26 protein-coding genes are annotated in these 24,917 nt (G+C 73.5%); 9 read left to right on the forward strand and 17 right to left on the reverse strand.

What is annotated here, in order from left to right; all coding sequences use genetic code 11:
• Positions 1-61: 61 nt before the first annotated feature.
• Both ACGFWJ_RS21320 and ACGFWJ_RS21325 read right to left on the reverse strand, forming a co-directional pair.
• Complete coding sequence (locus tag ACGFWJ_RS21320; protein WP_392951796.1) at positions 62-547, reverse strand: barstar family protein; 486 nt, start codon at positions 545-547, stop codon at positions 62-64.
• Positions 466-1,584 (reverse strand): TerD family protein, encoded by a 1,119-nt coding sequence (locus tag ACGFWJ_RS21325; RefSeq protein ID WP_392952014.1) that lies wholly within the window; start codon positions 1,582-1,584, stop codon positions 466-468. Before ACGFWJ_RS21325 ends, ACGFWJ_RS21320 begins: the two co-directional genes overlap by 82 nt.
• Positions 1,585-1,723: 139 nt before the next feature.
• Between ACGFWJ_RS21325 and pepN the strand changes: the two genes are divergently transcribed.
• Positions 1,724-4,216 carry an aminopeptidase N gene (pepN, locus tag ACGFWJ_RS21330; protein WP_392951799.1) on the forward strand — a complete coding sequence of 831 codons (2,493 nt, stop codon included), beginning with the start codon at positions 1,724-1,726 and terminating at the stop codon, positions 4,214-4,216.
• 189 nt (positions 4,217-4,405) lie between these two features.
• On the opposite strand, the gene ACGFWJ_RS21335 is transcribed toward pepN, so the two are convergent.
• Positions 4,406-5,311 carry a hypothetical protein gene (locus ACGFWJ_RS21335; RefSeq protein ID WP_392951802.1) on the reverse strand — a complete coding sequence of 302 codons (906 nt, stop codon included), beginning with the start codon at positions 5,309-5,311 and terminating at the stop codon, positions 4,406-4,408.
• Between the two features lie 274 nt (positions 5,312-5,585).
• Between ACGFWJ_RS21335 and ACGFWJ_RS21340 the strand changes: the two genes are divergently transcribed.
• Positions 5,586-6,083, forward strand: coding sequence for an SsgA family sporulation/cell division regulator (locus ACGFWJ_RS21340; protein ID WP_392951804.1), 498 nt, complete (start codon positions 5,586-5,588; stop codon positions 6,081-6,083).
• Here the strand turns inward: ACGFWJ_RS21340 and ACGFWJ_RS21345 are convergent.
• The 3 genes from ACGFWJ_RS21345 to ACGFWJ_RS21355 form a co-directional block, all read right to left on the reverse strand.
• Positions 6,002-7,336 carry a GAF domain-containing protein gene (locus ACGFWJ_RS21345; protein WP_392951807.1) on the reverse strand — a complete coding sequence of 445 codons (1,335 nt, stop codon included), beginning with the start codon at positions 7,334-7,336 and terminating at the stop codon, positions 6,002-6,004. The two genes, ACGFWJ_RS21340 and ACGFWJ_RS21345, sit on opposite strands and share 82 nt — an antisense overlap.
• A gap of 183 nt (positions 7,337-7,519) precedes the next feature.
• Entirely contained in the window at positions 7,520-8,506 is a 987-nt protein-coding gene (locus tag ACGFWJ_RS21350; RefSeq protein WP_387862804.1) for a M56 family metallopeptidase, read from the reverse strand.
• The gene (locus tag ACGFWJ_RS21355; protein ID WP_392951810.1) at positions 8,503-8,871 is read right to left on the reverse strand and encodes a BlaI/MecI/CopY family transcriptional regulator; all 369 of its coding nucleotides are present in this window, start codon (positions 8,869-8,871) and stop codon (positions 8,503-8,505) included. Before ACGFWJ_RS21355 ends, ACGFWJ_RS21350 begins: the two co-directional genes overlap by 4 nt.
• Positions 8,872-9,060: 189 nt before the next feature.
• Here ACGFWJ_RS21355 and ACGFWJ_RS21360 point away from each other — a divergent pair, with 189 nt between their 5' ends.
• The 4 genes from ACGFWJ_RS21360 (at position 9,061) to ACGFWJ_RS21375 (ending at position 12,976) form a co-directional block, all read left to right on the forward strand.
• A complete protein-coding gene (locus ACGFWJ_RS21360) occupies positions 9,061-9,699 on the forward strand; it encodes a phosphatase PAP2 family protein (RefSeq protein WP_392951813.1) in 639 nt (212 codons plus the stop codon).
• Positions 9,700-9,795: 96 nt separating this feature from the next.
• Entirely contained in the window at positions 9,796-10,917 is a 1,122-nt protein-coding gene (locus ACGFWJ_RS21365) for a TIGR03364 family FAD-dependent oxidoreductase (protein ID WP_392951815.1), read from the forward strand.
• 24 nt (positions 10,918-10,941) lie between these two features.
• On the forward strand, positions 10,942-11,622 hold the full coding sequence (locus ACGFWJ_RS21370; protein ID WP_392951818.1) for a phosphonatase-like hydrolase: 681 nt from the start codon (positions 10,942-10,944) through the stop codon (positions 11,620-11,622).
• 139 nt (positions 11,623-11,761) lie between these two features.
• A complete protein-coding gene (locus tag ACGFWJ_RS21375) occupies positions 11,762-12,976 on the forward strand; it encodes a glycoside hydrolase family 3 N-terminal domain-containing protein (protein WP_392951821.1) in 1,215 nt (404 codons plus the stop codon).
• Between the two features lie 18 nt (positions 12,977-12,994).
• On the opposite strand, the gene ACGFWJ_RS21380 is transcribed toward ACGFWJ_RS21375, so the two are convergent.
• The 10 genes from ACGFWJ_RS21380 to ACGFWJ_RS21425 all read right to left on the reverse strand — a co-directional run bounded on the left by ACGFWJ_RS21380 (position 12,995) and on the right by ACGFWJ_RS21425 (position 20,225).
• Positions 12,995-13,486, reverse strand: coding sequence for a DUF6584 family protein (locus ACGFWJ_RS21380; RefSeq protein ID WP_392951824.1), 492 nt, complete (start codon positions 13,484-13,486; stop codon positions 12,995-12,997).
• Between the two features lie 33 nt (positions 13,487-13,519).
• On the reverse strand, positions 13,520-14,071 hold the full coding sequence (locus ACGFWJ_RS21385; RefSeq protein ID WP_392951827.1) for a DUF6584 family protein: 552 nt from the start codon (positions 14,069-14,071) through the stop codon (positions 13,520-13,522).
• A 13-nt stretch (positions 14,072-14,084) separates the two neighbouring features.
• The gene (locus ACGFWJ_RS21390) at positions 14,085-14,642 is read right to left on the reverse strand and encodes a DUF6584 family protein (protein WP_392951829.1); all 558 of its coding nucleotides are present in this window, start codon (positions 14,640-14,642) and stop codon (positions 14,085-14,087) included.
• Positions 14,643-14,695: 53 nt separating this feature from the next.
• Positions 14,696-14,821 (reverse strand): DUF6584 family protein, encoded by a 126-nt coding sequence (locus tag ACGFWJ_RS21395; RefSeq protein ID WP_392951832.1) that lies wholly within the window; start codon positions 14,819-14,821, stop codon positions 14,696-14,698.
• Positions 14,822-14,938: 117 nt separating this feature from the next.
• Positions 14,939-15,259, reverse strand: a complete 321-nt coding sequence (locus tag ACGFWJ_RS21400; RefSeq protein WP_392951835.1) for a DMT family transporter — start codon at positions 15,257-15,259, stop codon at positions 14,939-14,941.
• Positions 15,259-15,927: an HAD family hydrolase gene (locus ACGFWJ_RS21405; protein ID WP_392951838.1), complete on the reverse strand. Its 669-nt coding sequence runs from the start codon at positions 15,925-15,927 to the stop codon at positions 15,259-15,261. Before ACGFWJ_RS21405 ends, ACGFWJ_RS21400 begins: the two co-directional genes overlap by 1 nt.
• 225 nt (positions 15,928-16,152) lie before the next feature.
• Positions 16,153-17,232 carry an ABC transporter ATP-binding protein gene (locus ACGFWJ_RS21410; protein WP_387646327.1) on the reverse strand — a complete coding sequence of 360 codons (1,080 nt, stop codon included), beginning with the start codon at positions 17,230-17,232 and terminating at the stop codon, positions 16,153-16,155.
• 22 nt (positions 17,233-17,254) lie between these two features.
• Positions 17,255-18,082: an ABC transporter permease gene (locus tag ACGFWJ_RS21415; RefSeq protein ID WP_387646325.1), complete on the reverse strand. Its 828-nt coding sequence runs from the start codon at positions 18,080-18,082 to the stop codon at positions 17,255-17,257.
• A complete protein-coding gene (locus ACGFWJ_RS21420) occupies positions 18,070-19,050 on the reverse strand; it encodes an ABC transporter permease (protein WP_392951843.1) in 981 nt (326 codons plus the stop codon). Before ACGFWJ_RS21420 ends, ACGFWJ_RS21415 begins: the two co-directional genes overlap by 13 nt.
• Before the next feature lie 8 nt (positions 19,051-19,058).
• A complete protein-coding gene (locus ACGFWJ_RS21425; protein WP_392951845.1) occupies positions 19,059-20,225 on the reverse strand; it encodes an ABC transporter substrate-binding protein in 1,167 nt (388 codons plus the stop codon).
• Between the two features lie 312 nt (positions 20,226-20,537).
• On the opposite strand from ACGFWJ_RS21425, the gene ACGFWJ_RS21430 reads away from it, so the two are divergent.
• The 3 genes from ACGFWJ_RS21430 to ACGFWJ_RS21440 all read left to right on the forward strand — a co-directional run bounded on the left by ACGFWJ_RS21430 (position 20,538) and on the right by ACGFWJ_RS21440 (position 24,574).
• Entirely contained in the window at positions 20,538-21,305 is a 768-nt protein-coding gene (locus ACGFWJ_RS21430; RefSeq protein ID WP_387646318.1) for a GntR family transcriptional regulator, read from the forward strand.
• 43 nt (positions 21,306-21,348) lie between these two features.
• On the forward strand, positions 21,349-21,753 hold the full coding sequence (locus ACGFWJ_RS21435) for a RidA family protein (RefSeq protein ID WP_392951848.1): 405 nt from the start codon (positions 21,349-21,351) through the stop codon (positions 21,751-21,753).
• 271 nt (positions 21,754-22,024) lie between these two features.
• Complete coding sequence (locus ACGFWJ_RS21440) at positions 22,025-24,574, forward strand: ABC transporter permease (protein ID WP_392951851.1); 2,550 nt, start codon at positions 22,025-22,027, stop codon at positions 24,572-24,574.
• 36 nt (positions 24,575-24,610) lie between these two features.
• On the opposite strand, the gene ACGFWJ_RS21445 is transcribed toward ACGFWJ_RS21440, so the two are convergent.
• Positions 24,611-24,814 (reverse strand): hypothetical protein, encoded by a 204-nt coding sequence (locus tag ACGFWJ_RS21445; RefSeq protein WP_387646310.1) that lies wholly within the window; start codon positions 24,812-24,814, stop codon positions 24,611-24,613.
• Positions 24,815-24,917: the final 103 nt, after the last annotated feature.

Consider the following 24,917-nt stretch of genomic DNA (forward strand, 5'->3'; position numbering starts at 1 on the left):
TCAACTCCCGCACGGGGCCCGTGGCATGACGCCACGGGCCCCGTCGGCGTGCGGAGGGCCGTCAGCCGGCCGCGCCGCGCAGGCCGATCAGACAGTGCAGGGAGGTGGGGCGGCCCCCGGTGAAGGAGGGGTCGGTGAGGGTATCGGCGAGTTCCGTGAGGATGCCGACGGCGGTCCGGAACTCCCCGGGGGCCCGGTCGTGCAGGAGGGTGAGGTCGGTCACGACGATCAGGGCGGTGTCGCCGGGGGCCCCGTGCAGGCCGCTCCACAGCGAGTCGGCGAGGGCGTCCCAGCCGCGCCGGCCGAGCAGCGGCGGGTCCATGGGGAGCGCGCCGCGTACGGCGTCGAAGAAGTCGGCGCGGGAGGCGGCCGCGGCGGTGTCGACCCGGTAGCGCAGGACGGCGCCCCGGGCTGCTGCGGCCCGGCCGATCGCGGACGGATCGACCAGGGTGACCCCGGGGGCGCTCAGAGCATCGCCGCCGCGGGCTGGACCATGGAGCGGGCGGTTTTGGCGTCGACGTATTCGCCGAGGGCGGTCATGACCCATTCGCCGGAGAACTGGCGGACGAGTTTGCACATGGCGACGCCGGTGCGGGGTTCGGCGTGGGTGAGGTCGAAGCGGACGAGCTCCTCGCCGGTGGCGGCGTCGGTCAGGCGGCAGTAGGCGTTCTTGATGTCGGTGAACTTCTGGCCGGAGAAGGAGTTGACGACGAAGACCAGGCCGCAGACCTCGGGCGGCAGGCCTTCGAGGTGGACGGTGATGGCTTCGTCGTCGCCGCCGCCCTTGCCGGTCAGGTTGTCGCCGGAGTGGGCGATGGCGCCGTTGAAGACCGAGAGCTTCATGAACCAGGCGGTGTCGATCTTCTCGCGCCGGGCGTCGAAGGCGATCACCGAGGCGTCCAGGTCGATGCCGCGGCCGTGGTGCGCGGGCTCCCAGCCCAGGCCCATCCGGATCGAGGCGAGGAACGGCTTGCCGGCCTTCTCCAGGGAGACCGAGCCGCCCTTGACCAGGTTGACCTTGCCCTTGTCGAGGGTGATCTTGCCGACGGCGGGGGAGCCGGACGGCATGGGGGGTGCGGCCGCGGCCGGTGCGTCCTCGACGGTGACGCCGAAGTCGGTGGCGATGCCGGCCAGGCCGTTGGCGTAGCCCTGGCCGACGGCGCGGATCTTCCATTCGGCGCCGCGCCGGTACACCTCGACCACCACCAGGGCGGTCTCGCCGCCGAGCCGGGGCGGGGTGAAGGCGAACAGTTCGCGGCCGCTGTCGGCGTCCCGGACGGTCGCGGTGGGCTCGGTGCCGGCGAAGGTGGCCTGCCGGTCGTCGAGGGAGGCGGTGACCACGATCCGGGTGACGTCGGCGGGCACGCCCGCGGTGTCGACGGTGATCGCGTCGGGGTTGCCGCCGGCGGCCGGACGGTGCGTCACACCGGGGCCGGTGGGGGCGTTGAAGAAGACGAAGTCGGCGTCCGAACGGACCTTGCCGGACTGGGTCAGCAGCAGCGCGGACACGTCCAGCTGCTTGCGCGCGGTGACCTCCACCACGACCCGGCTCGCGCCGAGCGACGCATTGCCGCCCCGCACCAGAACTGTCGTCACGTGCTCCTCCTCGACTCGCCGCCGCGACACACCCTAGCCAACTCCCCGGACCGCCCCTGGTACGCCGCCAGCGAATCCGGGTCGAACCCGCTTGCCGGTCCCGGGCGGGCTCGGCGAGCATGCAGTCATGCCAGCACTGCAACGAGCCGAAGCAACTGTCCGTGCCCGCCTGTTGGCGGTCCACGGCTACACCGTCGACCTCGACCTGACCCGCGGACCGGACCGGTTCGGCAGCACCACCGTGATCCGGTTCGGATGCGCCGAGCCCGGCAGCGACAGCTTTGTCGACCTGGAGCCGGCCACCCTGCACCGGGCCGTCCTGAACGGGCAGCCGCTGGACGTGGCCGCCCTGGACGGCAACCGGCTCGCGCTGCCCGGACTGCGCGCGGAGAACGAGCTGCTGATCGAGGCCGAGATGCGCTACTCGCGCACCGGCGAGGGCCTGCACCGCTACACCGACCCCGCCGACGACGCGGTCTACCTGTACGCCACCTGCGGCCCCGACCTGGCGGCCAAGGTGTTCGCCTGCTTCGACCAGCCCGACCTGAAGGCCCCCATCACCCTCACCGCCACCGCCCCCGAGGACTGGACCCTGGTCTCCAACGGGGCGCCGGTCAAGTCCGAGGGCGGGCACTGGGAGTTCGTCGCCACCAAGCCGATCTCCACCTACCTGTTCACCGTGGTGGCCGGCCCGCTGCACTCGGTGTACGGCGAGCACGACGGCATCCCGCTCGGCCTGCACGCCCGCCGCTCGCTGGCCGCCGAACTCGACCGCGAGGCCCCCGAGTTGTTCGAGGTGACGGCCGCCTCGTTCGACCGGCTGCACGAATTCTTCGACGAGCGCTACCCGTTCGGCGAGTATCACCAGGCGTTCGTCCCCGAGTTCAACTGGGGCGCGATGGAGAACCCCGGCTGCGTGGTCTTCCGCGACGAGATGCTGTTCCGCTCGCCGGCCACCGACGTCGAGCGCGAGCGCCGCGCCATGGTGGTCTGCCACGAGATGGCCCACATGTGGTTCGGCGACCTGGTCACCATGCGCTGGTGGGACGACCTGTGGCTGAACGAGTCGTTCGCCGAGATGCTCGGCTACCGGATCGCCGCCGAATCCACCCGCTTCACGGGCACCTGGACCGGTTTCTCGGTGCAGCGCAAGGGCTGGGGCTACGACGCCGACCAGCGCGCCTCCACCCACCCGGTGGCCGGCAACGGCACCCGCTCGGTCGCCGAGGCGATGGTCAACTTCGACGGCATCTCCTACGCCAAGGGCGCCTCCGTGCTGCGCCAGCTGGTCGCCTGGCTCGGCGACGAGGCGTTCTTCACCGGCCTGAACGCCTACTTCGCCGACCACCTCTACGGCAACGCCGAACTGCCCGACTTCCTGGCCGCGCTGGCCACCGCCAGCGGCCGTGACGTGCACGCCTGGGCCGAGAGCTGGCTGCGCACCAGCGGCGTCGACACGCTGCGCGCCGAGACCGAGCGCGCCGAAGACGGCACCCTGACCGCGCTCACCGTGGTCAACGAGGGCGAGCGGCCGCACCTGATCGAGGTCGGCGGCTACCGGATCGAGGACGGCCGGGTCGTCCCCGTCGGCCGCGCCGCCGTCGAGCTCGCCCCCGGCCGCCGGGTCGCCGTGCCCGCCCTGGTGGAGGCCGGTGCGCAGCTGGTCGTCCCCAACGACGGCGACCTCAGCTGGGCCAAGATCCGCCTGGACGCGCACTCCTGGCAGCTCGTCACCGAATCGCTGTCCGCCGTCGAGGACGACGTCACCCGCGCCGTGCTCTGGGCACACGCCCGCGACCTGGTCCGGGACGCCGAGCTCGACCCGGTCGCCTACCTCGGCCTGCTGGAGCGGCACCTGCCCGCCGAGACCTCCGACGCGATCGTCGAGGCGGTGCTCACCTTCGCCCACCTCCACGTCGTCGGCCGGCACCTGACCGGCGAACGCCGCACCGAAGGCCTGGCCGCGCTCAGCCGCACCGCCCGCGCGCTGGTCACCGGCGGCGCCGGCGACGGCATCCGGCTGGCCGCGCTGCGGGTCGCCGTGGAGGCCTCCGGCGGCGAGCAGCAACTCGCCGAACTGCGCGGCTGGCTGGCCGGCGACGGGGTCCCCGCCGGGCTGGAGATCGGTCCCGAGCTGCGCTGGGCGGGCCTGGCCCGACTGGCCTCGCTCGGCGAACTCTCCGAGGACGAGATCGCTGCGGAGCTCGCCCGCGAGCCCGGCACCGAGGCCGAGTTCGGCGCCGCGCAGTGCCGGGCGGCCCGGCCGGAGAGTGCGGCCAAGGCCGCGGCGTGGCAGGTCCTGTTCACGCCCGAGTCGATGTCCAACCGTCTGCTGGAGGCCACCGCGCGTGGTTTCTGGGCCTCCGGTGACCCGGAGGAGAAGGCCGCGTACGCGCTGCGGTACTTCGAACGGATCGGGGAGGCCTCGGACCGCGGCGACATTGTCGCGCACTTGCTCGGGGGGACGCTGTTCCCGGCGGACCAGGCGACGCCCGAGGTGGTGGCCGCGGCCGAAGCCGCGCTCGCGGAGCCGGAGTTGACGCCCGGGCTGCGGCGGAACCTGGCCGACTGCGCGGACGATTTGCGGCGGGCGCGGGCGATTCGGGTGGCGTTCGAGTAGGGGCGCGAAAGCAGGGGCCCGGGGACGGCGGTTGTCCGTGGCTGCGGAGGGTCAGAGACGGGGGCCAGAAACGGCGGAACGCTCCGCGCCCTGTTGATCCTCCGCAGGCACGGCCCCGCCGTTCCCCGGGCCCCTGAATGCGCACCCCCGGGCCCCTGGCGGGGGTTCTACTTCCGCCCTGCCGAAGGCTCAGAAGCTGCCGCGGGCTGCGACTGCGCGGGTGGTGGGGAGGGCGAAGGCGGAGGCGGTCCAGGTTTCCGGGGTGGTGGGGGTGGGGGCGGGGAGGGCGCCGGTGACGGTGAAGGTGTAGGTGCCGGGGGGCAGTTGGAGGTGGGACGGGGTGGTGAAGCGGTAGATCAGGGTGTCGCGTTCGAGGGCGATGGTGGCGACCGCGCCCGGCAGGTCGGTGGCGGGGACGGTGCCGGGGAGGGCGGCGGGGCGGGCGAGGCGGAACTCGACCTGGAGGGCCGTCATCGTTTCGTCGAGCTGGATCTGTACGACGTGCCGGGTGCCGGCGCGGCCCAGGGCGTCGACCCGGGCGGTGCCGCTCAGCGGCTGCGAGGGGGCGGGCGCGGCCGTCGGTGAGGGCTCGGCGGGGTTCAGGGGCGAGAGGGTGTCGCTCGGGGACGGCGTCGGGGACGGCGTGGTGGGGCCGGCGGGGATCGACGGCGAGGGCCGGGTCGACGGGGCGGCGGGGATGCTCGGCGAAGTGGAGGGTGCGGCCGGGCCGGTGGCGGCTGCGGGGCGGGCTCCGGTGCGGGTCGGGCCCGGGACGGGGGAGGCGGTCGCGGAGCCGCGCGGGGGCGGCGGGGTGTCGGTGGGCTCGTCGACGGGGGTGGCGTCGGTCGTGGGCGAGGCGTCGGGGCTGGGGACGGGCGGGCCGCCGACGGTGACTCCGGGGCGGCGGCCGATCTGCTGCTGTTCGTTCAGCAGCCAGGTGGTGGCCAGGCTGATGCCGACCACCGTGGACATCGCCATCGCCGCGCCGGAGAAGCGGATGGTGGGCAGCCGGAGCCGTCCGCCGAAGGGCCGGGGGCGGCCGTGCCGGCCGGTTCGCCCGGCGGCGACGGGCCGGGAGTGCTCGCGGAGCGCCACCGGGCTCCCCTTCCTGGGTCTGGTCCGCGTCCGGCGTTCGGTCCGAACGCCACGCCGCATCCCGCGCCGCCGGGGGTGCCCGGACGAACGGCGGAGGAAGGACGAGAGTACCAGCGGCCTGACGGTCCGCCAGATTCCGGACCGAACCCGGGTGCGAATCGGGCCGCCGCCCGCCGGTCGGAAGCGGACACCCGTGCAACCCCCTGCAACCGTTGCGGGCGCCGGTGTGCGGGAGCAGGCTTGGCGGACACCCAGCCGCCCCGGAGAGACAGCCATGCCGCGCGATCCGTTGCCCGCCCCGTCCGACCAGCCGCTCGCCGCCACCCCCACGGGCGGCGAGCCGGCCGGAGCCGCCGTGCCCCGGGTGCTGGAGGAGACGCTGGTGCTGCGGATCGCGCTGGACGAGGAGCAGGTCGGCGAGGTGCGGACGCGGTTCCGCTACGACGCCGCCGCGCCGTACGAGGTGCGCCTGACGTTCCACGCGGGGCGTCCCGACGAGGCGGACTGGGTGTTCTCCCGCGATCTGCTGCGGGACGGCCTGGATTCGTTGTCCGGCCAGGGCGACGTCAAGTTGTGGCCCACCCACTGCCCGTGCCACGGGCTCACCCTGCACCTGGCGCTGGAGTCCCCGCACGGCAGTGCGCTGCTGGAGGTGCCCCGGCCGCAGGTGAAGGACTGGCTGGAGCGCAGCTACCGGATCGTCCCGGACGGCCAGGAGGACGAACTGCTGCCCGACGACGAGGAGTTGGCGAAGCTGCTGGCCGGGGGCTGAGCCGCTCCGGGCAGTCGCAGTACGCCGTGTGCCAGGTCGGCCCGCAGTGTCCGCACGGCCGGGGCGGCCGAGCCGGGCAGCAGGTCGTACGGGTCGTCGGGGCCGAGCACCGTCACCTGGGCGCAGGCCGCCAGCCGGTACGGGCGGGCCTCCAGCAGCGGGCCCAAGTGCCGTCGCAGGCGGGAGAGTTCGGCGCGGACGGTGACGGTGCGGGCGGCGTCGGCGAACAGTTCCTCGGCGAGTTCGGCGGCGCTCAGGCCGTCCCGGTGCAGGGCCAGCAGCAGGAGCAGTTCGGTGTGCCGCGGGCTCGGGGTGTGCGACCAGCTGCCGGCGCTGCCGTTCACCCGCAGCTCGGGACGGTCGGTGCGGCGCAGGTCGAGTTCGATCAGGCCGGTGCCGGGGTGCTCGGCGTCCTCGGCGGGCCGCGGCGCGGACGGGCGGATCAGCCAGCCGTCGGCCAGCGGCTCCACCACGCACTCGCCGAGGGTCGGTACCCAGCGCACCCCGCCGCCCTCCCAGTTCTCGGCGGGCAGCGCCAGCCGGGGCGAGGCGGGGACGCCGACCGCGGCGGCCGTCCAGCCGGCCGGGTCGACCACCAGCGCGGGGCCGCCGAAGCGGGCCAGCAGCGGCACCGCGACGGTGCGCAGGTGGTGCAGGGCCTCCAGGTGGGTGGCGCGCAGTTCGGTCTCGGCGAGGCGGGCGGCGGTCAGCGCGAGCTGCCGCAGGTAGTGGCGGTCGCCCGCGGCGGGGCCGCTCAGGTCGACCACGCCGGCCGGGCGGCCGGTGCGCGGGTCGCGGATCGGCACGCCGTAGCAGCTCCAGTTCTGGTGGCTGCGCAGGTAGTGCTCGGCGGAGTGCACCTGGGCGGGCCGGCCGGTGCGGGCGGCCAGGCCGATGGCGTTGGTGCCCACCTCCTCCTCGGCCCACAGCGCGCCCTGCTCGAAGCCGATCGAGTCCACCGCGCGGCGCAGCCGCTGCTCGCCGTCCATCCACAGGACCCGGGCCTTGGGGTCGGAGACCGCGAGCACCAGCGGGGTGGAGTCGCCGGGCGCGAACAGGGTGGAGCGCAGCACCGGCAGGACGGCGGCCAGGCCGGTGGCGCGGCGCAGTTCCTCCAGTTCGGCGGGCGGCAGCCGGTGGGTCTCGCGGGGGCGTTCCGGGTCCAGGCCGAGGCGGCGCAGCCGGGCCCAGGAGTCCTCGATCTCCGGTCGGACGGGGTGGGCGTCGTCGGGGGCGGGCCGCTCGCCCGCCATGATCCGTTCGTATGCGCGGGCGGGGATGTGCACGCGGGTCGGGGGCCGGACGCCTCTGCTGCCGTGTTGCATGCGTACCCCCCGTGTCGACGTCGGCTGTCAGCGTAGGCCGGTTCGGCGTGGACACGCCGAACCGGGGAAATGATCTCGTGCACGCGGCGCCCGCCGGCCGGTTCCGCCCGGTCAGCGGTGCTGTGCGGGGCGCTCGCCCTGGGCGGTTTCGACGGCCCGGTGGAGGTCGTGACCGGCCTCCGCGATGGTGACGGCGGTGCCGGCCAGGCAGCCGGCCAGCGCGAGCGCGGCCAGGGCGCGGGAGGCGCGGCGGTGGCGCGGGGGGCCGGGGGTGAGCAGGGCGCGGACCCGGCGGGGCACCGGGCCACCGGCGGCGGCGGGCGCGAGCCGGGGGCGCGGGGCGGCCGGGGCGCGGGCGGCGGCGAGTGCGGCGCGGCCGATCGCCCGGGCGATGAGCGCCCGGTCGCCGACCTCGGCGGCGGCGCACTCGTCGGCCCAGCGCTCCAGGTGGTAGCCGAGCGAGCCGCGCAGCGGCCGCAGCGCGGGGTGGCAGGCGGCGGCGTACTCGGCGGCGGCCAGCAGCAGGTGGTGGCGGCCGGCCAGGTGGGCGCGCTCGTGGGCGAGCAGCGCGGCCCGTTCGGGGGCGCTGAGCGCGGCCAGCATGCCGGTGGTGGCGACGATCCGGGGCGGGCGGCCGGGCAGCGCGTAGGCGTCGGCGCGGTCGTCGTCGAGGACGGTGAGCGCGGCCGGGCCGGTGCGGCGCAGCCGGTCGCGCAGGCCGGTGGGGGCGCCGCCGGTGGCGCGGCGGGCGCGGCGCAGGTCGGCCAGCTGGTGGTGGGCGGTGCGGGCGGCGAGTGCGCCGATCACCAGCAGGGCGAGCGCGGCGGCGGCCGCGGCGGGCGCCCACTGCGTGCCGGAGAGTGCGTCGGGCAGGCCGTGGGCGGGGGAGAAGTGGGCGAGCGCGCCGACGTACGGCAGGTGCAGCAGGCCGGTGACGGTGAGCAGGCCGAGCGAGCCCAGCGCGGCGGTGCCGAGGACGACGGCGGTGCTGGCCAGGGTGAGTGCGGCGGCGCGCGGGGCGAGCTGCTCGGTGAGCCGGCGGGCCAGCGGGGCGGCGAGCAGCGGCAGCAGCAGCGGGATCCAGACGGCCCAGGTCACGATTGCTCCCCGAGCAGTTCGCGGAGCAGCCGTTCGTCCTCGCCGGACAGGTCGGAGACGAACCGGGCGAGCACGGTGGAGCGGTCGCGGCCGCGTTCGAGTTCGGTGCGCATCCGGCGGGCGGCGAGGCCGTCGGCGTCCTGGACGGTCGGGGTGTAGGCGAAGGCCCGGCCCGCCTTGGTGCGGGCGACGGTGCCCTTCTCGTGCAGCCTGGCCAGGATGGTGGCGATGGTGGTGCGGGCCAGGTCGGCGTCGAGCGCGTCCTGCACCTGTTGCGGCGTGAGCGGGGTGCCGGCGGCCCAGAGGACGGCGAGCACCTGGGCTTCGAGCTCTCCCGCCGGCCGACGGGCGGTCGTGTCCGTCATGTCGCGCGAACCTCCGGCGTTCGTCTACAGTCCTGTCGATCGACGTCTACACCACTGTAGACGCCAAGGGGGTGCCCGGAACCGGACCCCCCCAAGGTAACGGGAGGTCCGCCAGCCTTGCCCCAGTCACTGCTCCTCGGAACCGCGAGCACGCCGCACGCCGCGTCCGTTCTGGTACATGTTGTCCCTGTGACTCCGAACGTTCATCCCTCCGCCCGCCTGCTCGCCTACGACGGCAGTGGCATCGACGGCAGCCTCTACACCCGGGTCACCGGGTGGGCCGAGTCCGCCCCGCACTGGTTCGACCAGCTGACCAAGGAATGGTCCGCGTACGGCCTCGCGGTGTTCGCGCTGCTGATGGTGTGGGGCTGGTGGCGGGCCCGGGCCGCCGACTCGGTGGTGATGGCCCGGGTGCTGGCCTCGCCGCTGATCGTGGTCGGCGCGTACCTGGTCAACTCGGTCTTCAAGGGGATCGTCGAGGAGAACCGGCCCTGCCAGCAGATTCCCGGCAGCTTCACCCTCGAGGCCTGCCCGGCGCCCGGCGACTGGTCGTTCCCCAGCAACCACACGGTGATCGCGTTCGCCGCCGCCACCGCGCTCTGGTACGCCGACCGCCGGCTCGGCTGGATCGGCCTGGTCGCCGCCGTGCTGATGGGCGCCTCCCGGGTCTGGGTCGGCGCGCACTACCCGCACGACGTGGCGGTGGCCGCGGTGGTCGGCATCGTGGTGGCGCTCCCGCTGGCGGCGCTCGCCGGACGGGCCGCACCGCTGGTCGACCGCCTGCGAACCGGCCCGCTGGGCCCCGTTCTCGGAGCCGGAGCCGCCTGACCTCTCGCAGGTTGTATGGACAACTCTTGCGGGCGGTTCACCTGCCCGACGGGAGCCGGACGACCCGCGGCCACCTCGGCGCCCGAGCCTGTCCGCATGAAGGTAATCGTCGTAGGAGCTGGCGTGCTGGGCACCATGCACGCCTGGCAGGCCGTCGAGCGCGGCCACGAGGTCGTCCACATCGAGCGCGAAGCCGAGGCGCGCGGCGCGTCCGTCCGCAACTTCGGACTGGTCTGGGTCAGCGGACGCGCCGCCGGTGAGGAACTCGAGGTCGCGCTGCGCGCCCGCGAACTCTGGGAGCAGATCGGCGCCTGCGTCCCCGGCCTCTGGTTCCGCCCCAACGGCTCGCTCACGCTGGCCCGCACCGAGGCCGAACTCGCCGTCGCCGAAGCCGCCGTGAAGCTGCCCGACGCCGCCGCCCGCGGCTACCGGCTGCTCGACGCCGACCAGGTCCGGGCCGTCAACCCGGCGCTGCGCGGCGACTTCCTCGGCGGCCTGCACTGCACCCGGGACGGCGCCGTCGAATCCCGGGTCGCCCAGCCCGCGCTGCGCGCCGCGCTGGAGGCCACCGGCCGCTACACCTTCCTGCCCGGACGCGAGGTCCGCGAGGTGGTCGGCGCCGCCGCCGTCCGCGACGACCACGGGCAGCTGCACCAGGGCGACCAGGTCATCCTGTGCACCGGCGCCTGGCTCGGCGGCCTGGTCCGCGAACTCGCCCCCGACCTTCCGGTGCGCCGGGTGCGCCTGCAGATGATGCAGACCGACCCGCTGGGCGAGACGCTCACCACCTCGGTCGCCGACGGCGACTCGTTCCGCTACTACCCCGCCTTCATCGGCCCCGAGCTGGACGCGCTGCGCGCCGGCCAGCCGCAGCCGCCGGTCGCCGCCGAGCACAAGATGCAGCTGCTGATGGTCCAGCGCAAGGACGGCGGCCTCACCATCGGCGACACCCACGAGTACGACCAGCCGTTCGGCTTCGACGTGGTCGAGGACCCCTACGAGCACGTCGCCGAGGTCGCCGAGACGCTGCTCGGCCGTCCGCTGCCGAAGATCCGCCGCCGCTGGGCCGGCGTCTACGCCCAGTGCCTGGACACCACCCGGGTGGTGCACCGCCAGCAGATCACCGAGGGCACCTGGCTGGTCACCGGCCCCGGCGGCCGCGGCATGACCTGCTCGCCCGCCATCGCCGAGACCACCGCCGACCTCGCCGGCCTCTGACACCTTCGATCGCATAGGCAGAACATGACCACGCACGATGTGACCCTGGTGGTGCTCGACATGGCCGGCACCACCGTCGCCGACGACGGCCTGGTGGAGCTCGCCTTCGCCGCCGCCGCCCGCTCCCAGGGCGTCGAACCCGGCAGCCCCGAGCACGCCGGCATGCTGGCGCACGTCCGCGCCACCATGGGCGAGTCCAAGATCTCGGTCTTCCGTCACCTGTTCGGCGACGAGGACCGCGCCCAGGCCGCCAACCTGGCCTTCGAGGCCGGCTACGACAGCCTGGTCGACGAAGGCCGCTGCGAGGCGCTGCCCGGCGCTGCCGAGGCGATCACCGAACTGCGCGGGCAGGGGCGGAAGGTCGTCCTCACCACCGGCTTCTCCCGCACCACCCAGGACCGCATCCTGGCTGCGCTCGGCTGGGAGTCCGTCGCCGACCTGACGCTGTGCCCCGCCGACGCGGGCCGCGGCCGCCCCTACCCCGACATGGTGCTCACCGCGCTGCTGCGCACCCGCACCGACTCGGTCCGGCAGATCGCGGTGGCCGGCGACACCGGCTACGACATGCTCACCGGCACCCGGGCCGGCGCGTCCGTGGTGGCCGGCGTGCTCACCGGCGCCCACGACGAGGCCCGGCTGCGCGCCGACGGCGCCACCCATGTGCTCGGCTCGATCGCCGAGCTGCCGGGGGTGCTGCTCGGCTGAGGTGCGGTACGGCTGGCGTGCTGCTCGGCTGACGTGCTGTTCAGTGGCCCCGGGGCGGTGACGCCCCGGGGCGCGGGTGGGCCAGCCCGAGGGCGCGCGTGGGATGGCCCGATGGTTGTTCGCGTGCTTATCTGACGGTATGTCGCTCTCACTGAGGTCGGTCGGCCTGCTCACGCTCGGACTGGCGCTGGCCGCCGGCTGCGGATCGCCCGCCAAGAGTCCGTCCCCGAGCCCCGCGACCGGCAGCGCCGAGCCGACCACGAACGAGCAGCCCACCAGCCCGTCGCCGTCGCTCTCGCCGACCGCCTCGCCGTCGCCGACCGCCTCGCCGACCGCCCAGCCGTCGGCGGCCGCCGCCGACCTCGCCGGGCAGCGGATCGTCTACTCCTACCCCGGCACCACCCCGCCCGCCGCGTTGCTGCAACGCATCCGCGAAGGCCGGGTGGCCGGAGTGATCTTCTTCGCCGAGAACGTCGGCAACGATCCGTCCGTGCTGCGCACCGCCGTCAGCCAGCTCCGGCAGGCCGAGCAGCAGGCCCCGCACCCCCGGCCGCTGCTGCTGATGACCGACCAGGAAGGCGGCCTGGTCCGGCGACTGCCCGGCGGGCCCGCCCAGTCCGCGAAGGACGTCGGCCGGGCCGCCAACCCCACCGCCGCCGCCACCGCGACCGGCGGCCAGGCCGCCGCGACGCTCTCCGGCTTCGGACTCAACCTCAACCTGGCGCCCGTCCTCGACGTCTACCGCACCCCCGGCGACTTCGCCGACAGCGCCCAGCGCTCGTACAGCACCGACCCCGCGGTCGTGGGCAAGCTCGGCTCCGCGTTCATCAAGGCCCAGCAGGGCGCCGGCGTCGCCGCCACCGCCAAGCACTTCCCCGGCCTCGGCAGCGCCCCCGCCGGAGCCAACACCGACGAGGAACCCGTCACCCTGAACGTCTCGGCGGACCAGCTGCGCACCGTCGACGAACGCCCCTACCAGGACGCGGTCGCCGCCAACGTCAAACTGGTGATGCTCTCCTGGGCGATCTATCCGGCCCTCGACCCCGGCACCCCCGCCGGGATGTCCGGCACCATCGTCCGCGACGAACTCCGCGACCGCCTGCACTTCCAGGGCGTCACCGTCACCGACGCGCTGGAGGCCAAGGCACTCGACCCCGTCGGCGGCACCGACAAGCGTGCGCTCGCCGTCGCGGACGCCGGAGTCGACCTGATCCTGTGCTCCGCCCGCGACGTCAACCAGGGCGACCAGGCCGCGACGGCCCTGGCGGGCGCGCTGGACTCCGGAAACCTGGACCGGGACGCGTTCACCGCCTCCGCGAACCGGGTGGACGCGCTGCGGGACTCGCTCAAGTAACGGGCGGCGTAGGCGGGTTCAGCGTTCGGTCGAGGGCAGGTGTCCGGCTGCGAGGCGGCGGCGGAGCTCGCGGAGCTGCTCGTCCGAGGCCAGCGGCGCGGACGGGACCGGAAGGATTTCCTCCCGGCTGTCGTCCGGAAGGTCCGACCAGGCAGGGAGACGGCCGGTTGCCTCGCGGTGCAGGATGGCGAGTCGGCGGCGCGCCGTCGGTGTCGACGGCGGGTTGCGCTCGGGATCGGGCCAGACCAGCAGCTTGAGGCGGCGCGCCGGGTCGCGGAACTGCCGTTCGAACGCTTCGAGTTCGGGCCAGGTCAGCGCGTCGTCCAGGAAGTTCCACCGGCCGACCTGGGCCGCGTGCATCCAGTCGTGGTACGCCTTGGCGAAACGGCGGCGGATCGTCAGGTCGGTCGGGTAGCTCGACACCAGGCCGCGCAGCCGCCGCCGGGCCAAGTCGTCCCGGTGCTCGCGCAGGTCGGTGTCGACCTTGGCCAGGGTGGACTCGATGCTCACGGCCCGGATCATTGCCGCCCCGGGGGCGGCTGGTCAACCGAGTTGGTGCAGGACCAGCGCGATCAGGGCCGTGCCGGCGGCGACGAGCAGCGTCAGGCGGAAGGCGGCGACGTGCATCGGCATTCCGGGCGGGGGCGGCGCGAACTCGGGCTGCGGCGGCTGTTGTTGGGGCTGGGGTGGGATCGGGCACGGGTTCGTCGTCGCCGCGTCGTCCGGGTGGTCGGGCCAGGTGGGTGGGGTGCCGGTGGCCTGGTGGTGGAGGGCGGCGAGTCGGCGGCGGGCGAGCGGGGTCGGCGGCGGGTTGTGCGTGGGATCGGGCCAGCGCAGGACGGCCAGCCGGCGGGACGGGGCGCGGAAGCGGCGTTCGAAGGCGAGGAGTTCGTCCGTGGTGAGCGATTCGTCCAGGTAGCTCCACCGGCCCGACTCGTCGAGGTGGCCGATCCGGCGGTAGTGCTCGGCGAGGCGGCGGCGGAGCGCCAGGTCGGTCGGGCGGCTCGTCAGCAGGCCGAGCAGACGTTGGCGGGCCAGGCCGGGGCGGCCCTCGCGGGCGTCCTTCTCGGCTCTGGCCAGGGTGGATTCGGTCATTTGGTGGACGCTTTCACAGGAACCGGAGGACGGTGGTGATCGTGCCGATCACGGCCAGGGAGAGGAGGGCGGCGGCGGTGATCAGGCAGGTGGGGAGCAGGAAGCCGCGGGGTTCGGGCCCGGGGACCCGGTCCTCCGGGCGATGTACAGGTCGGTCCAGGTGACTGGGCCGCCGTCGCCGCCGAGGACGGACTCGCGGAGGGCGGGCTCGCGGAGGGGGGACTCGCGAAGGGCGGGCTCGCGGAGGGCGGCAAGGCGGGCGCGGGCCGTCCCGGTCGGGGCGTGGTCCTCGGGGGCGCGCCGGCAGAGGGCGATCGTCCGGCGCGGCGGATCCGGGTGGCGGGCCTCGACCGCCGCGGTCTCCGCCGGGTCGGCGGACTCGTCCAGGAAGTTCCAGCGCCCCCGCCTCGGCCGGCTCGCCGTACAGGCGGTACACGGCGGCCGGCCGGTGGCGCGCCGTCAGGTCGGTCGGGTGGTCCGCGATCAGGCTGCGCAGCCGTTGCCGGGCCATCGGGACGCGGCCGGCAGCCGGATCGGCGCCGGCGCGGGCGAGGGTGGCTTGCAGGGGCATGAGGGGATGCTGGCCGAGTGGCGGCGGGGTGGTCAACTCGGTTTCTTTGCAGGTCAGAGGGTGGACCGCAGGTCGGTCGGGTGGTTCGCGATCAGGCTGCGCAGCCGCTGCCGGGCCATCGGGACGCGGCCGGCAGCCGGATCGGCGCCGGCGCGGGCGAGGGTGGCTTGCAGGGGCATGAGGGGATGCTGGCCGAGTGACGGCGGGGCGGTCAACTCGGTTTCTTTGCAGGTCAGCGGGTGGACCGCGGGTCGGTCGGGTGGTGCGGGGGTGCTCGGGGAGCGGTGGTGCGGCGGTCAGTGGCTGGAACGCAGGTTGAGCAGGATCACGCCGACGATCACCAGGGCGATGCCGCACCACTGGAGACGGCCCAGCGACTCGCCGAAGAAGGTGGCGCCGATGGCCGCGACGGCGGCCGTGCCCGCGCCGGACCAGACCGCGTACGCGACGGAGACCGGTATGTGCTTGAGGGCGCGGCCCAGCAGGTAGAACGACAGCACGTAGCCGGCGGCGACCGCGAGGCTCGGCCACAGGCGGGAGAAGCCGTCGGTGAGCTTGAGCAGGCTGGTGGCGCAGACCTCGCTGGCTATCGCGAGGGCGAGCAGCAGATACGGCATCAGGACGCAGGGGCGGCGGTGAGGGAACCGAGGAGCGCGAGGTCTGCGCGCTCCAGGCTGTCCAGCACGGTGATGCCGTCGCCGGCCGGGATCGGGACGGTGGACGGCACCGCGAGGACGGCGCAGCCGGCGGCGTGCGCGGAGGCGACACCGGTCGGGGTGTCCTCGACGGCGACGCAGGCGGCCGGGTCAAGGCCGAGACGCTCGGCGGCGGCCAGGTACGGGTCCGGGGCGGGCTTGGTGCGGGGGGTGTCCTCGGCGGCGAGAGTGGTGGCGAACCAGTGTGGGCCGAGAGCGCTCAGCACGAGATCGACGACGCGGCGCGGGGACGCGGAGACCAGGGCGGCCGGGATCCGGGCCTCCTGGAGCGCGGCGAGCAGGGCGAGGGCGCCCGGGCGGGGCACGATCTCGGCCTCGACCTTGGCGGCGAAGGTGTTGTTCAGGTGCTCGACGAGGTCGGACTCGGCGCGGGCGGTGCGGCTGGTGCGGTGCAGGTGGGCGGCGGTGTGCTCGACGGCCTGGCCCAGGACGTCCGGCAGGTCGGCGTCGGTGAGGGTGAGGTCGAGCTCGGCGGCGAGTTCGGCCGCGGCCTGCCACCAGAGGTGCTCGGTGTCGACCAGGGTGCCGTCCATGTCGAACAGGACGGCGGCGGGGTGGGTTGCAGGCATGGCGGTACCTTACGTGGCTCATCGGGCAACGCGACGTGACGCGGTGCGGGGCGACGCGGTGCGGTAAGTGGGTGTCGGCGGGCGGCTGCGGCTCGTTGCCTTCCGTCTCGCGCAGTTCCCCGCGCCCCTGCGGGGCGCGGGATTTCAGCGGCGCTGACATTCGCGGTGCGGGACTTCGGAGTGCTGGGCTTCCTGCCCGGAGGGCAGCGATTCCCCGGCGGGGCGTCAGGACGCCCGGTCGACGAGGACGGGGCGGGTGGGGAGGGTGAGGGTGGCGTGGGTGCCGAGGGGGAGGGTGGCGGCGGTTTCGGTGGGGAGGTCGGACTTGATTTCGGTGCCGTCGGGGAGGCGGACGGTGAGGCGGGTGACGGCGCCGAGGAAGGAGGCGGCGATGACCTGGGCGGGGCCGTCCGTCGCGGGGGTGAGCTGGACGTTCTCGGGGCGGACCAGGACGTGCAGGTCGCCGTCGGCGGGGAGGGTGCCGTCGACGGGGTGGCGGCGGCCGAGCACCTCGACCTGGCCGTCGGCGGTGCGCACGCACGGGATGCGGCTCATGGTGCCGACGAACTCGGCGACGAACGCGGTGGCCGGCCGGGAGTACAGCTCGGAGGGCGTCGCGCACTGCTCGAGCCGGCCGGCGCGCAGGACGGCGACCCGGTCGGCCATCGAGAGGGCCTCTTCCTGGTCGTGGGTCACGAACAGGGTGGTGATGCCGAGTTCCTGCTGGAGGCGGCGGATCTCCTCGCGCAGCGAGAGGCGGACCTTGGCGTCGAGGGCGGACAGCGGCTCGTCCAGGAGCAGGACGCGCGGCTGGAGGGCGAGCGCGCGGGCGAGGGCGATGCGCTGCTGCTGGCCGCCGGACATCTGGTGCGGGTAGTGGTCGGCGCGCTGCGGCAGGCCGACGAGTTCGAGCAACTCGTGGGCGCGCTTGCGGCGTTCGGCCTTGGCGGCGCCGCGCATGCGGAGGCCGAAGGCGACGTTGTCGGCGGCGGTGAGGTGCGGGAAGAGGCTGTAGGACTGGAACACCATGCCGGCGTCGCGCTTGTGGGCGGGGATCCGGGTGATGTCCTCGCCGTCGACCAGGACCTCGCCGGAGTCGTGGGTCTCGAACCCGGCGAGGATGCGCAGCGCGGTGGTCTTGCCGCAGCCGGACGGGCCGAGCAGGGCGAGGAGTTCGCCCGGGTTGACCGTGAGGTCGAGGCCGTCGAGGGCGGTGGTGGCGCCGAACTGCCGCCGCAGCGAGCGGAATTCGACGGTGGCGCTGGTGCCGGTGGCTGCGGTGGGGGCGGCGGTGGCGGTGCTCATGGGTGGTGGTCTCCGGGGAGGCTCAGGAGGCGGTGGCGGTCTTGTGGCGGCGCTCGCGGCCGGCGGCGGCCAGCAGGAGCAGCAGCACCCAGGTGATCAGCAAGCTGAGCACGGACACCGCGACGGACATCTGGCCCTGGCTGTTGCCGACCGAGTAGATCCACACGGCGAAGGGCTGGTAGCCGAGGATCGAGGCGGTGGTGAACTCGCCGAGGACCATGGCCAGGGTGAGGAAGGAGGCGTTCAGCAGCGCGCCGCGCAGGTTCGGCAGGATCACCTGGACGACGGCCCGCGGCCAGCTCGCGCCGCAGTTCCGGGCGGCCTCGACCAGGGTGCGGACGTCCACGGCGCGCAGGCCGGAGTCCAGGGCGCGGTAGGCCAGCGGGAGCGCCATCAGCACGTACGCGATCACCAGGACCAGCGGGAACTCCGGCTGCTGGATGAACACGAAGGTCTGGAAGAACGGGGTTTCCATCAGGTAGTCCGGGCCCCAGCGGAGCACGCCGATCAGGCCGGCGGTCAGCGCGACGGGCGGCACCACCAGCGGCAGGGTGCAGACGATTTCGAGCACCGGGCGGAGTTTCGGCGAGCCGAGCCGGACGGCGATCATCGCGGGCACCAGCAGGAGCAGCAGCACCACCACGGTGACGGCGGCGAGCTCCAGGGTGAGCAGCAGGCTGTCGGTGAAGCCGGGGGCGGACAGCAGGCCGGTGTAGGCGTCGAAGGTGATGCCGCCCCGGTTGTCGATGGAGAACCACACCGACGCGGCCATCGGGATCAGGAAGTACAGGCCGGCCAGCAGCAGGACCGCCCCGCGCCAGACCCGCAGACGGGAGATCAGCTGAGCCATCGGGCACTCCGGCGCTGGAGGGGCAGGTAGACGGCCATCACCAGGACGGCGACGGTGATCATGTCCAGGCTGAGCGCCAGCGCCAGGTTGCCCTGGCCGGTCAGCACGTTGCCGGACAGCGCGTCGGCGATCTGGCGGCTGATCAGCGGCACGGTGGCGCCGACCATCGCGGCGGCGGTGGCGTACGCGGCGAACGCCGAGCCGAACAGCAGCACGAAACCGCCGAGCAGCGACGGGAACAGGATCGGCAGGGCGACGTGCCGCCAGTACTGGAGGCTGGTGGCCCGGTTGTTCTGGGCGGCCTCGCGCCACTGGACCCGCAGGCCCTCCAGCGCGGGGGTGATGGTGAGCACCATCAGCGGCACCAGGAAGTACAGGTAGGCGACCGTCAGGCCGGTGAAGCTGTACAGCGACCAGCCGTGGTCGGTCAGGTGGAACATCTTGGTCAGCTCGCCGGCGTTGCCGAGGGTGGCGACGAAGGCGAACGCCAGCGGCAGGCCGCCGAAGTTGGCGAGCACGCCGGAGGCGGTCAGCACCGCTTCGCGCAGCACCCGGAAGCGGGAGGTGAGCACCGCCTGGGCGATCGGCACGCCGACCGCGGTGGCGATCAGGGCGGTGAGCGCGGACAGCTTCACGCTGGAGACCAGCGCCGTCCAGTAGGCGCCCTGCACCGAGTCGGTGAGGTTCGCGGTGGTGAACGAGCCCGCGCCGGTCTCCGCGTCGCTGGAGACGGTGAACGCTCCCGTGACGATGGCGACGGCCGGCAGGCCGAAGCCGATCAGGAAGAAGGCCAGCAGCGGGACGGTGGCCAGCCAGGACTTGCCGCGCAGCAGGCGGCGTCCGGCGGCCCCAGGGGTGGAGTTCAGCGGGGTGGGGGCGGGGGAGGTCGTGGCGGTGTCGGTGGCCACCGGGCCGCCGCTGAGGTCAGCGGCGGCCGGGGCCGGCACCGGGGTGGGAGCCGTGGTCATGTCGGTGATCAGCCCGCGATCGCCTTGGCCCAGTTCTCGGTCACGACCTTCTTGGCCGCGTCGATCTGCTCCGAGCTGGGGAAGGTGGTGAACGGCTTCTCGACGACCGGCAGCTTGGCCGCCGCGGCGGCGTCCAGGGTGCCGTCCTTCTTCATCGCGTCGAACAGCGCCGGGGTGGCGTAGCCGCCCATGAAGCCGTTCTGGCCCTCGGCGGAGTACAGGTACTCCATCCACAGGCGGGCGGCCGCCGGGTGCGGGGCGTCCTTGTTGATGGCCTGGTTGTAGAACTGGGCGTAGGAGCCGTCCGAGGGGATCGACACCTGCCAGTCGACGCCCTTGCCCTTGAACTCGTCGGTGTAGCCGGCGTTGAGGTACGACCAGTCGATCGAGATCGGGGTCTCGCCCTTCTCGACGGTCGCCGGGGTGGACTCGACCGGGTTGAAGTTGCCGGACTGCTTCAGCTTGGCGAAGAAGTCGATGCCGGGCTGGACGTTGTCCAGCGAACCGCCGTTGGCCAGCGCCGCCGCGTACACGCCGCCGAACGCCGAACCGGACTTGGTCGGGTTGCCGTTGAGCGCGACCTGGCCCTTGTACTCGGGCTTGAGCAGGTCGGCGAAGGTCTTCGGGCAGTTGGCGACCTTCTTGGCGTCGCAACCGATCGAGACGTAGCCGCCGTAGTCGTTGACCCGCAGGCCGGCCGCGTCCTTCATGGTGTCCGGGATCTTGTCGAACGACGCGACCTTGTACGGGGCGAGGATGCCCTCCTTGGCGGCGGACAGCGCGAACGCCGAACCCAGGTCCAGGGTGTCGGGCGCGCGGTCCTGGCCCTTGCGGGACTTGACCGCGTTGATCTCGTCCTGGCTGGAGCCGTCCGGGTTCTCGTCCTCGATCTCGATGCCGTACTTCGCCTTGAAGTCGTCCATCAGCTTGCCGTAGTTGGCCCAGTCGCGCGGGAGGGTGATGACGTGCAGCTTGCCCTCCTTCTTCGCGGCGGCCACCAGACCGTCCATGCCGCCGAAGTCGGCCAGCGAGGTGGCGGTCTTGGCGTTGCCCGAACCGCCCTTGGCGTCACCGGACTTGGCGGCCTGGCCGGCGGAGCCGCAGGCGGAGAGGGAGAGCGCGGCAGCGGTCAGCACGGCCGCGAGGGCGGCGGCGCGGTGGCGGTGCACGGTCACGGGAGGGTCTCCTGAAGGAAGTGGAGCTGCAGAGATCACGAGAGGTGTTCGGTGCGCGGCGCGGGATGTGTCGGGTAGTGACACGTGTCGGGTCCTGGCCAAGTTGGCCAGCCAACTTCCGTCGCCCGAGGTAAGTACGCCCGAGGCCGGTGACGGGAAAGTGAACGGACGGCCCAGTGCAGGGGGCGGCTGTCGGAACGGTCGCGCCCGGCGCCGGACGGTGCGGTGACAGCGGTTACAGTCAATGGTGTACGCGCGATCACAGCGCGGACACGGCCCAATCTCCTTACCAGGCAAGGGAAATCGACGCACGTGGCATCCGACCAGGACAGCGCCGCCGGCTCGCTCTACCGCAAGGTGGCCGCCGACCTGCGCGAAGCGATCACCTCCGGCTCGTTCGGCGACGCCGGACGACTGCCGGCGGAGGGCGCCCTCGCCGAGCAGTACGGCGTCTCCCGCGGCACCGTCCGGCAGGCCCTCGCCCTGCTGCGCGCCGACGGACTGGTCACCTCCCGCCGCGGCACCCGCCGGGTCGTCCTCGGCAGCGCCCGCGTGCAGTCCTTCTCCGAACTGCTCTCCTTCACCCACTGGGCCCGCTCCATGGGCGAAGAACCCGGCGGCCGACTGGAATCCATCGTCCGCCGCCCCGCCGACGCCGCCGAACGCGAACAACTGCGCCTCGAACCCGGCACCGAGGTCTACGCGATGCTCCGCCTGCGCACCCTCTCCGGTACCCCCGTCATGGTCGAACGCACCGTCTACCCGCCCCGGGTCGGCGAACTCGTCGCCCAACTGCCCCCCGACGCCGTCTCGCACACCGAACCGCTGCGCGAACACGGCATCCTGTTCAGTGACGCCGACCACACCATCGACGTGGTCGGCGCCAACGCCGACGACGCCCGGCTGCTCGGCTGCCGGCGGGGCAGCCCGCTGCTGCGCGAGAAGCGCCGCACCACGGACCCGACCGGCACGCCGGTCGAATGGTCGCAGGACCGGTACCTGCCCGGGACGGTGGCCTTCTCCATCCACAACTCCCTTGCCTCGTCGGCACTTTCGCGGCACGCGCGGGAGAACGACTGATATTCGGGTGCCCGCGGCTCCGCTCGCGGGGCACTATCGGCGGATGACCGACATCACCCGCATCAGCCCCGTCGAACTCCACCCCACCGCCGGCTACGCCCACATCACCATCACCGAGACCGGCCGCACCGCGCACCTGGCCGGGCAGTGCCCGCTCGACCGCGACGAGCTTGTGGTCGGGGAGGGCGACCTGTTCGCCCAGATCGACCAGGTGGTGGCCAACTCGCTCGTCGCCCTGGCCGCCGCCGGCGTCGGCCCCGAGCGGGTGGTCCGCTCGGTGATCTACGTCGTCAGCGACCGGAGCGAGGAGCTCGGGGCCGCCTGGAAGCACCTGCAGGACGGCCCGCTCGCCCCCGCGTTCGCCACCGCCAGCACGCTGCTCGGCGTCGCCGCGCTGGGCTACCGCGGGCAGTTGGTGGAGATCGACCTGACGGCGGCGCTGCCCTAGCGAGCCGGCGCGGCGGCCTCGTCCTGGCGCGGGCGCTGGCGCCTCGCGCTGGTGGCGCGGCCGCTCGCACGCGTCGCGGCGACTGTCGTGTTCCGGGTGGCTGTGGGCTCACCCCCCGGGGCGTCGTTCCGGGGGTGGACCGGACGCTGCCGCGTACGCCCGCACGGCTACGTCAGTGGACTGACGTGCCGTCAGGTCCGGAGCCGCAAGATGGAGTTGTCGCCGTCCGGGCCGCTTCCCGGCCGCCCGCCTCGGTCAGGACAGAGCTCCCATGTACCGCACCGCACTGCGCAATCTGCTGGCCCACAAGGGCCGACTGCTGATGACGGCGCTGGCCATCATGCTCGGGACCGCCTTCGTGGCCGGCAGCATGGTCTTCTCCGACACCATCGACCAGGCCACCAGGAACAGCTACTCACGGAGCTTCGACGACCTGTCGGTGATGGTCACCGACCCCGCCGCGAACGCCGCCGGCGGCTTCCGGGGCCCGCGGAGCCCCGCCCAGCTGAACGAGGAGACCGTCGCCAAGGTCGCGGCGCTCCCCGGGGTGGCGAAGACCCGGGCGGTGGTCAGTGACTTCACGGGCGTCGCCGACAAGCAGAACAAGCTGATCGGCCCGGCGTGGAGCGCCAGGTCCGCGAACTTCGTGCCGGACGCCTCCGGCAACGACCCGCGCTACCCGATGGTCCAGGGCCGCGGCCCGCGCGCCACCGGCGAGATCGCCCTCGACCGGAAGACCGCCGAGTCCGGCGGTTACCAGGTCGGCGACACCGTGCGGATCGCCACCAACGGCCCGGCCGTGGACACCCGGCTGACCGGAATCTTCACCACCACCGACCCGATGGTCGCCGGCGGCGGCTCACTGACCCTGCTGGACACCGCCTCCGCGCAGCAGGCGCTGCTGACGCCCGGCCAGTACAGCAGCATCGAGGTCACCGCCGAGCCCGGCGTCTCCGCCCAGGCGCTGCGCGAGCAGATCACGCCGGTGGTGGCGTACAGCAAGCGGTTCACCGTGCAGACCGCCGAGCAGCTGCGGACCGCCCAGTCCGAGATGATCTCCCGCCGCACCCACAGCCTGGAGCAGGTCCTCCTCACTTTCGCCGCGGTTTCGCTCTTCGTCGGCATCTTCATCATCGCCAACACCTTCACCATGCTGATCGCCCAGCGGACCAAGGAACTGGCGCTGCTGCGCGCGATCGGTGCCGCCCGGTCCCAGGTCACCGGGTCGGTGCTGGCCGAGGCCGCGCTGATCGGCCTGGTCTCCGCGGCGGGCGGCCTGCTGGTCGGCATCGGCGTCGGCGCCGGCCTCCAGTGGGGCCTGAAGTCGGTCAACCGGGGCATGCCCACCGGCTCGCTGGTCGTCTCACCGGGCACCACCGTCACCGTGCTCGCCGTCGGCGTGCTGGTCACCGTGGTCTCCGCCCTGCTGCCCGCCGTCCGGGCCTCCCGAATCGCGCCAGTGGCCGCGATGAGCAGCGGCGACCGGCCGGCCACCCCGAAGAGCCTGCTGATCCGCAACAGCGTCGGCGCGGTGATCACCGCCCTCGGCCTCGGGCTGATCACGCTCGGCATCGTGTCCGACCACAGCAAGCAGCAGTTCATCCGGCCGGGTGCGCCGCTCGCCGCGATCGGGATCCTGATCCTGCTGCCGCTGCTCTCCCGTCCGGCGATCGGCCTGGCCCGCCCGGTCCTGGTCCGGCTGTTCGGCACCCCCGGCAAGCTGGCCGCACTGAACGCGGTACGCAGCCCGCGCCGCACCGCGGCCACCGCCGGCGCGATCGCCATCGGCCTCACCCTGGTCACCGCGATGACCGTGGTCGGCGCCTCGGTGACCGACGTGACCGCCCGATCCGTGGACGGCGCGGTCAAGGCCGACCTCGCCGTCGCCGTGACCAACGGCCGAGGACTGTCCGCCCAGATCCCCGCGGACATCGCCAAGGTGCCGGGCGCGACCTCGGTCAGCGCCGTCACCTCGATGAACGCCAAGGTGAACGGCAACCCGCACACCGTCGAGGGCCTGGACGCGGACACCTTCGACCAGTTGGTCAAGCTGTCCATGACGGCCGGCTCCGCCGACACCCTGAAGCAGGGCCAGCTGCTGATCGACGCCGGCCTGGCGAAGAGCGAGGGCCTCGAGGCCGGCTCGACCGTCAAGATGAGCAACCCCGACGGGACGGAGAGCGCGCTGACCGTCGGCGGCGTCTTCGAGAACAACCAGCTGCTCTCCCCGGTCCTGCTCGCCAACTCCGTGATCGCCGCGCACAACCCGCAGCCCTTCATCGTCCAGGCACTGGTCAAGGGCGCCAACGGGCCGACCCGGGAACTCAAGCAGGCCATCGCCACCGCCACCGGGAACAACCCGGTGATCGTGATCCGCGACAAGCAGGCCATGGCGGACGACTACAGCTCCACCGTGAACGCCACGATGAGCCTCCTGTACGTCATGCTCGGCATGTCCGTGCTGGTCGCGGCCCTCGGCGTGGTCAACACCATGGCGATGTCCGTCTTCGAACGAAAGCGCGAGATCGGCCTGCTGCGCGCACTCGGCCTGGACCGGGCCGGCATCAAGCGGATGGTCCGACTCGAATCGGCGGTCGTCTCGGTCTTCGGCGCCGTGGTCGGCATGGCCCTCGGCAGCTACCTGGCCAAGGCCGCGGTCAGCACCCTGTCCGTCCCACTGCCCGGCATCAGCACCGTGCTGCCGTTCGGTGACCTGCTCCTGTTCCTGGTCACCGCCGGCGCGGTGGGCACCATCGCCGGCCTCTGGCCCGCCCGGCAGGCGGCCGGGACGGACATCCTGCACAGCATCAACGCCTCCTGAACCGACCGTCCCTGACGGCCGGACGGACCACCGGCACTAGCTTCGGGACAGGACGGTGTCCGTCCAGCGGCGGAGCAGGGTGAGCAGGGCCGTGAGGCGGCGTATTCCGCCCGGGAAGGCGGGTAGGAGCAGGACGGCGGGCAGGCAGGCCACGGTCACCAGGATCATGGGAAGCAGGGCCAGGGCCACGACCACTGCGCGCTGGCAGGCGGCCAGCTGTCGGACGACTGCGGTGAACATCAATGCGCCTTTCGCTGCGGGGGGTTGAGGGTTTCTCCTAGTCTTCGACGCAGGCCGAGGGTTGCACCAGGCGCAACGGGTTGCCACTTCCCGGCAACGGCCG

The organism is Kitasatospora sp. NPDC048407 (genome assembly GCF_043200475.1).
In the GTDB taxonomy this organism is placed as follows: Bacteria; Actinomycetota; Actinomycetes; order Streptomycetales; family Streptomycetaceae; genus Kitasatospora.